Annotated in this window: 7 protein-coding genes and 2 pseudogenes; 5 read left to right on the plus strand and 4 right to left on the minus strand. The window is 59.7% G+C overall.

The genetic code is table 11. The features are described 5' to 3' along the window. Nucleotides 1-140: 140 nt before the first annotated feature. Entirely contained in the window at nt 141-401 is a 261-nt protein-coding gene (locus tag AC1DPR_RS26815) for a hypothetical protein (protein WP_018117109.1), read from the plus strand. 60 nt (nt 402-461) lie between these two features. Here the strand turns inward: AC1DPR_RS26815 and AC1DPR_RS26820 are convergent. Further along, nucleotides 462-1,047, minus strand: a pseudogene (locus tag AC1DPR_RS26820) (transglutaminase-like cysteine peptidase). A 12-nt stretch (nt 1,048-1,059) separates the two neighbouring features. On the opposite strand from AC1DPR_RS26820, the gene AC1DPR_RS26825 reads away from it, so the two are divergent. Then, the gene (locus tag AC1DPR_RS26825) at nt 1,060-1,215 is read left to right on the plus strand and encodes a hypothetical protein (protein WP_192306232.1); all 156 of its coding nucleotides are present in this window, start codon (nt 1,060-1,062) and stop codon (nt 1,213-1,215) included. Between the two features lie 88 nt (nt 1,216-1,303). Here AC1DPR_RS26825 and AC1DPR_RS26830 read toward each other — a convergent pair. The 3 genes and pseudogenes from AC1DPR_RS26830 to AC1DPR_RS26840 form a co-directional block, all read right to left on the minus strand. Then, nucleotides 1,304-1,468, minus strand: a pseudogene (locus AC1DPR_RS26830) (outer membrane protein); the annotation flags it as partial. Nucleotides 1,469-1,769: 301 nt separating this feature from the next. Beyond that, nucleotides 1,770-3,335, minus strand: a complete 1,566-nt coding sequence (locus AC1DPR_RS26835) for a putative bifunctional diguanylate cyclase/phosphodiesterase (RefSeq protein ID WP_026372054.1) — start codon at nt 3,333-3,335, stop codon at nt 1,770-1,772. 383 nt (nt 3,336-3,718) lie between these two features. Next, nucleotides 3,719-4,282 (minus strand): histidine phosphatase family protein, encoded by a 564-nt coding sequence (locus tag AC1DPR_RS26840; RefSeq protein WP_113471098.1) that lies wholly within the window; start codon nt 4,280-4,282, stop codon nt 3,719-3,721. A 223-nt stretch (nt 4,283-4,505) separates the two neighbouring features. On the opposite strand from AC1DPR_RS26840, the gene AC1DPR_RS26845 reads away from it, so the two are divergent. The 3 genes from AC1DPR_RS26845 to AC1DPR_RS26855 are packed head-to-tail and all read left to right on the plus strand — an operon-like array spanning nt 4,506 to nt 6,125. Next, a complete protein-coding gene (locus AC1DPR_RS26845; protein WP_018859236.1) occupies nt 4,506-4,715 on the plus strand; it encodes a CbtB domain-containing protein in 210 nt (69 codons plus the stop codon). Between the two features lie 13 nt (nt 4,716-4,728). Then, nucleotides 4,729-5,472: a CbtA family protein gene (locus AC1DPR_RS26850; RefSeq protein WP_018859237.1), complete on the plus strand. Its 744-nt coding sequence runs from the start codon at nt 4,729-4,731 to the stop codon at nt 5,470-5,472. 41 nt (nt 5,473-5,513) lie between these two features. Further along, entirely contained in the window at nt 5,514-6,125 is a 612-nt protein-coding gene (locus AC1DPR_RS26855) for a hypothetical protein (RefSeq protein ID WP_018859238.1), read from the plus strand. Nucleotides 6,126-6,316: the final 191 nt, after the last annotated feature.

The raw sequence follows: 6,316 nt of genomic DNA on the forward strand, positions 1-6,316 counted from the left end.
CGCATTTTCTTCTGTGGACTTTCCCATAAACCTTGGCTGCGGGCCTTTCTCCGTTGCTTACCCCTGTGCACCATGGGTCTGCGCTGTTGTCATCATTGTCGCTTAGACTGCTCGGCGAAAATCACGGATCGGATTTGAGAATGGCGAAGAAGCCGAAACTGGAACATTCCGAGCTTGCCGGTGAGTTTACCGATGATGGCGTGACCGTGCTCGTCGACATCTTCCGTCCGGCGGGTACGAATGGCGACTGGAAAATGGAAGTGGTGACCCAGCACGAGGATCTCATCGAATGGGAAGAGCCCTTCGCGACCGATCGCGAGGCCTTTGATGAGTTCCTGGCGACGATCGCACGCGAGGGGATCCGAACATTTCTGGAGGAAGAGGACCCGTCCGTCCACTAGCCCTTGCATCGTCGCGAAGGCTCGCGGCCGGCCGGCAAGCGGAGAATTGCTCGCAGCGCTCTACGTTCCGGAATATTGGTCCGCTCTCGGGCCGGCCAGCGTTACTTGCCAGGCGCTTCTGTCGTTGAAGTTCTGGCTTGCCAGAAAAGTATATCCCGTGCTTGCCTAGGGTTTTACTTTGCCTGCAAGATTGTCGAGAACATAATCGCCGGATCTCAGTCGGGCCAGCAGGACGACATGGTTGTTGCCGCGGCGATCGATGACAACCGAAAGCGCCAGTTTGTTCGACGCAAAGCCGGCGCCCAGCAAGGTTTTCAGCTTCAGTAGGGCATAGTCTTCGCAGTCGCCTTTGTTGTTGATGGGAAGCGACCAGTATTCGGATTTCCCCGATGTCTGTGCGTCCGTCGCCAGCGTTGACCTGCCTGTTCACCTTTTGAAGCAAAGGCATAGCCTTCTCGTCGGTCATCTCGTGGCCGCCGTTGCCATGGCAAAGCCAAGTATAGCGCGTGCAAGCCGAGGGGAAGCCTATCGGCGCTCCAATGGCGCCTGATGCGCGCAGGGCGGATCCTGCATAGCTCTCACCAGAAAACGCTGTGAAAACAAGCGTGAACGCTGCGAAAGCTGCCAAGGTCCGCGTCGAAAACATCCTATCGGCTGAGTGCTGCGCAACCAAGGTGGCGGTAACGAAGGCGGCGGTAACCAGGGTGGCGGTAACGAAGGTGGTGGCAACCAAGGCGGTGGCAACCAGGGTGGTGGCCACCAGGGTGGCGGCAACCAGGGTGGTGGAAACCAGGGTGGTGGAAACCACCACTAAGGCTTATCTTACACGGCGACCAGCCTCAGTTCAGAGAAGCAAAGCCCGGGCGTATGTCCGGGCTTGGTCATTTCATCGTTGAGCAGTCTCAAAATCTGAAGCCAACGCCGACGGTAACAACCTTCTGATTGAAAACGGTGTCTATGCCCAAAAGGACTTTGCTGCCGTAGTCGTTGTAACGACATTCCACGCGCCCGAAGATGTTGTACGTGAAGGCGTAGTCGAGACCGGCTCCGGCGGTCCACCCTGAGAACTGGCATCGAAGCCGTTCCAGGTGAAAACTGGGGCTGCTGGTACAACCGCGGCCGCCCCCTCATAAGATCGGGGGGCGACGCCACCCCTGCAAGACCAATGAAGGCCGCCGAGGCGGCAGCGATACGAAAATGCGCGATAAATCCCTCTCCTATGACAAGGGTCCACTCACTTTGCGCACCGATCGGGCTAGGTCCGATCGGTGATCGCGGTCCATGCTGCGTGAGCGAACGTGGCCCTGTCTGAACGGGTCCATTACGAAGTTCTGATGTAGAGGACTACTGGAGAGGAGTGCGGAGCGCTTATCCGTTGGCCAATGTCTCGTGACGGTCAAGGGCGAACGAGCGCGTTTCTTCGGCGGGCATCGCCTTGCCGAAGAGATAGCCCTGTCCGACATCGCAGCCGAGTTGAAGCAGGTGGCCGAGTTGGCGATGCTCTTCGATGCCCTCGGCGGTGGTCTGTATGTTGAGGCTGCGCCCGAGCCCAAGCATGGCGCGGATGATTTTTTCCTGACGCTCATCATCGCGGTACGTTGCGATGAAGCTCTTGTCGATCTTGATCTTGTCGAAGCGATAGCGGGCGAGCTGGGCGAGGCTGGAGTAGCCGGTGCCGAAATCGTCAAGCGCGATCTGAACGCCTGCATCGTGGAGTTCATCCAGGATGATTGCGGCAACCGCCGGATCCTGGATCAGGGCATTTTCGGTGATCTCGATCTCCAGACGACTTGGCGGAAGACCATTTGCCGACAACACCTTGAAGATGCGCGAGGCCAGCAGCTTGTCCTCCATTTGCACCGGAGAGACATTGAAGGAGAGGGTAACGTGGTCGTCCCAGGCCAGGGCGTCTCCGCAGGCCTGCGCCAGAAGGTCTTCGAAAAGCTCGGTGATCAGTCCGGTCTCTTCGGCAATGCCGATGAACTCCGGCGGCGGAATGGCGACGCCTTCTTCGTCCGTCCAGCGAGCGAGCGCTTCGAAGCCGCAGACCGTGCCTCTCTTGAGATCGATCAACGGTTGATAGAAGGGGCGGATGGCCTTTTGCTGAATTGCGACGCGCAGCTTGGATTCCAGCGTCGCGCGCTTTGCCACCTTGTCCTGCATCGAGGCTTCGAACACCATGTGGTGGTTGGGGCCGCGTGACTTCGCCTCGTACATGGCGAGGTCGGCTCGGTGGGCCGCGTCCTCGAGCGGCTCTTGACCCTGCTCCCAGCGATCGTGGCCGACGCTGGCGCCGACTTCGACCGCGAACCCGTTGATGTGAATGGGCCGTGTTACGGCTTGAATGAGCAAACGCGCGAAGCGTTCTTCATGGCGGGAGGAGAGGCCAAGCGCAACGACGACGAACTCGTCGCCGCCGAAGCGATAGACGCAGTCCGCGTTTCCGATTGCGCAGATCCGTTTTGCCACCTCGATCAGAAGGGCGTCGCCGCCATTGTGGCCGACAAGGTCATTGACCTTCTTGAAGCCATCGAGGTCTATCGAGAAGATTGTCACGTTCTGCTCCCACTCGTCACCTTCGACGTCGGTCTTCGTCCTTCGCGGCAGGACTTTCCGTTCGAACGCATAGCGGTTGGGAAGTTTGGTGAGGTGGTCGTGGGTTGCTGTCCAGTCGGCCTTGGCCTGAGCGGTGGCCCGCAGCTCCATCTCCTTGCGCAAATCGACAATGCGCAGGATCGAATAGACGAAGCTCATCGCCCCGCCGATGCCAAGGGCGAGGACGAGCTTGTCTGCACCATAGCTTTCGTAGGCGCCGACGAAGGCGACCACACAGTTATCCAGTTCCAGGATTGCACCGACGAGCCATAGCGTTACCCCCAACGCCATGACCAACAAGCATTGCCTCCCGGCCCTGCTCTGGAAGAATACCGGCATGCTTTACTCCATCTCCACCCGGGCGCTGATGTATCATGGAAGTCTGAAGCGTTTGTTGAAATCAAAGGGCGATTTCTTGTTATCGAATCGCTATCACGGCGTGTGAACTGGCTCGAAAGCCGCGGTGAAAAACGAGGCGAGCGCTTGTCGCTCGCCTGTTGTTCTCAAAGTCTGGTTAGAAGGGTGACGCTGACGACGAGCAGGAGAAGCATCCCGGCGCCAGTCATACGTAGCAGACGCGTGCGTCGCATCCGCGCGCCGCTCCAATCATAGGGCATGCAAAGTCCTCCTTGGGGCAAGGATTGACAGCCCGACGGTGTCGGGTCGAAAAACTATCGCATCGATTGCTTGCGTAAGGCTGGACTAAATTATCGCCCTGAAAATTAGGTGGTTTGTCCTTCGAAGCGCAGGGACCAGCGGCTTCCGTTGCTGGTCATGTGAGCGACGGCGAGCGGTTCGATATCGGTAATCCAGAATGATGACAGGGGGGCATTCAGCGTGCCGATGATGGCTGCTCGGATGACCGCCGCATGGGTAATGGCGATGATGTTACCGCCGGACTGCAAGTGCTCGCGCATCCAGCCGTTTACACGCATGCACACGGCAGCGATCGCCTCGCCACCATGCGGTGCTTCCTCCGGTTGCGCCATCCAGGCGGCAAGGTTCTCGGGTTCCGCTTGCTGGATCTCGGCGATCGAACGGCCCGCCCAGCGGCCAAAATCGCAATCGGCGAGCGCCTCGGAAACTTCCGGCTGCAAGCCAAGCGCGCCGGCCGTCTGCCGCGCGCGCAGCGTCGGGCTGGCGAAGACGCTGTCGGCGTGCCGCAGGCGTGGGGTGATTGCCCGTGTGGCAATGATTGCCTTTTCATTCAGCGGTTCGTCCTGCGGGAAGCGCGCCTCGCGGTTGGCGGCCGTCGGGCCGTGGCAGATCCAGGTAAGGCGCGTCATCACGTTCGTTGTCTCCGGATATCGGGGAGCGTGGCCCGCCGCTGCATGAAGTTTCGTTGACAGGTTCGAAACGGCAGATATAACGGTGATGTTGTGGGTTTGGAAACCGGTGAAATTCCGGTGCGGTCGCGCCACTGTGATCAGGATGAGGATACCTCGGACTGGAAGTCAGACCCTGCCACGCAACGATTCTCGACTGAACGCGTCATTCCAGGAGGAATACATGTCTGACACTACTTTTGCGCCCGTCGCCGCACCGGCTCCGATTCCGGTTGGCGAGCTTTTGCCTTGGGCCATCTTCGGCGGTCTACTGATGCTCATCGCCATCTATTTCGTCGGTACCGAAGAGGGCGCGATGGCGCTTTTCAACGGTATGTACGTGCACGAGTTCGTGCATGACGGCCGGCATCTCCTCGGCTTTCCCTGCCACTAAGGGAGTTCCGGACATGGTTGGAAATCTTTTGCTTCGCGGCATGCTCGCGGGGGTGGTCGCTGGCGTCCTCGTTTTCGCCTTTGCGCATACTTTCGGCGAGCCGCTTGTCGACCAGGCGATCGCGTTCGAGGAGGCGGCCGCCCAGGCGGCGGGTGAAACTGCTGAGCCTGAAATCGTCAGCCGCGCCACGCAGGCGGGCCTTGGCCTCTTAACCGGTGTAATGGCCTACAGCATTGCTGTCGGCGGCCTGTTTGCCCTCGTATTCGCCTTTATCCAGGGGCGGTTCAGCAATCTGAGCGCCCGCGGGACCTGTGCCGTCATCGCCGCTGCTGCGTTTGTCGCTATCGTGATCGTACCCAACATAAAATATCCGGCCAATCCGCCGGCAGTCGGCAATCCCGACACCATTGGCGTCAGGACCGAGCTGTTTTTCCTGATGATCGTCGTTTCGATCGCTGCGCTTGTAGCGGCAATTGCGCTTGCACGCCGCCTCACGCCGCGGTTCGGTATGTGGAATGCGGCAATCGCGGCAGGTCTGGCCTATGTCGGTTTCATCGGCCTCGTGCAGTATCTGCTGCCGCCGATCAACGAGGTTCCGGAGAACTATTCGGCTATGGTTCTCTGGCGTTTCCGTACGACCACGATCGGGATGCACGCCATCCTATGGGGCGTTCTTGGCCTGGCCTTTGGTGCTCTGGCCGAGCGCAAGCTCGGTGCCGCACCCAGGCTCAGCGCTCGCGCGTCGGTCTTCCATTGATCGGAGAAGGCTCCGGAGCAATCCGGAGCCTGTCCTCAGAGATGACCAGTCGGCGTCCCATTTTTCTTGTAGCCATGATTGCTGTCCTGCAGCTTTGGTCCGTCGCGGCCGACGCGCACCAGCGGAGCAGCAGCGGTTCCCAAAGCGGCATCGCGATCGCCGAGATCTCACATGGCGAAATGGTCATGATGGCGGAGTATCGCGATCGGATCATTGATCTCGCGGCGCGTGCCACGGACACGAACGAGCCGTTCCGACGCGTGCTGAACTATGCGCAGATCCAGCATGCCTATTGTCTCTGGGGCAAGATGCCGGGCGGGGTGACCGACGAGGCCAGTCCATTCAATGAATGCTCGCACGCCTACCTCGCGGCAACGAAGGCCGTGCTCCTGTCGATGCGCAACATGGGCGCGGAGGCGGACGAGGCGGAGGCCATCGTCTCTGCGATCGACGCCGGCATGGTGTTGCGCGGTCTGGCGCTGATCACCTGCGAGTTCAGCGGTGAGGCGTTCAACACTGCGGATGTCGTTCGCCCGGTGTGGAGGAATGTTCCCTTGCATCCCGGCAGCATGGTGACGGTTACCGGCTTCGCGGCGGTGTTGCTGGCTGCGGCATATTGTGGACGGCGGCTGCTTCGGTGGATCGCGCCCTGACGAAACCTGCTCCGGCAGACCGTCCTTAATTTAACCCTGAATGGCTCTAGGTGTGTAGTCCCTGAGTGTGATGGTGCATCATTGAACCTGAGTCGTCAGGAAGAGGATGCATTATGGGAAGTATTCTTCACGGCAGCGCCCGCACGACGCCGCGTCTTCGAGCCGAACTCCAAGCGTCGCAAGAAAGTACC

The organism is Rhizobium sp. 01T417 (assembly GCF_056398905.1).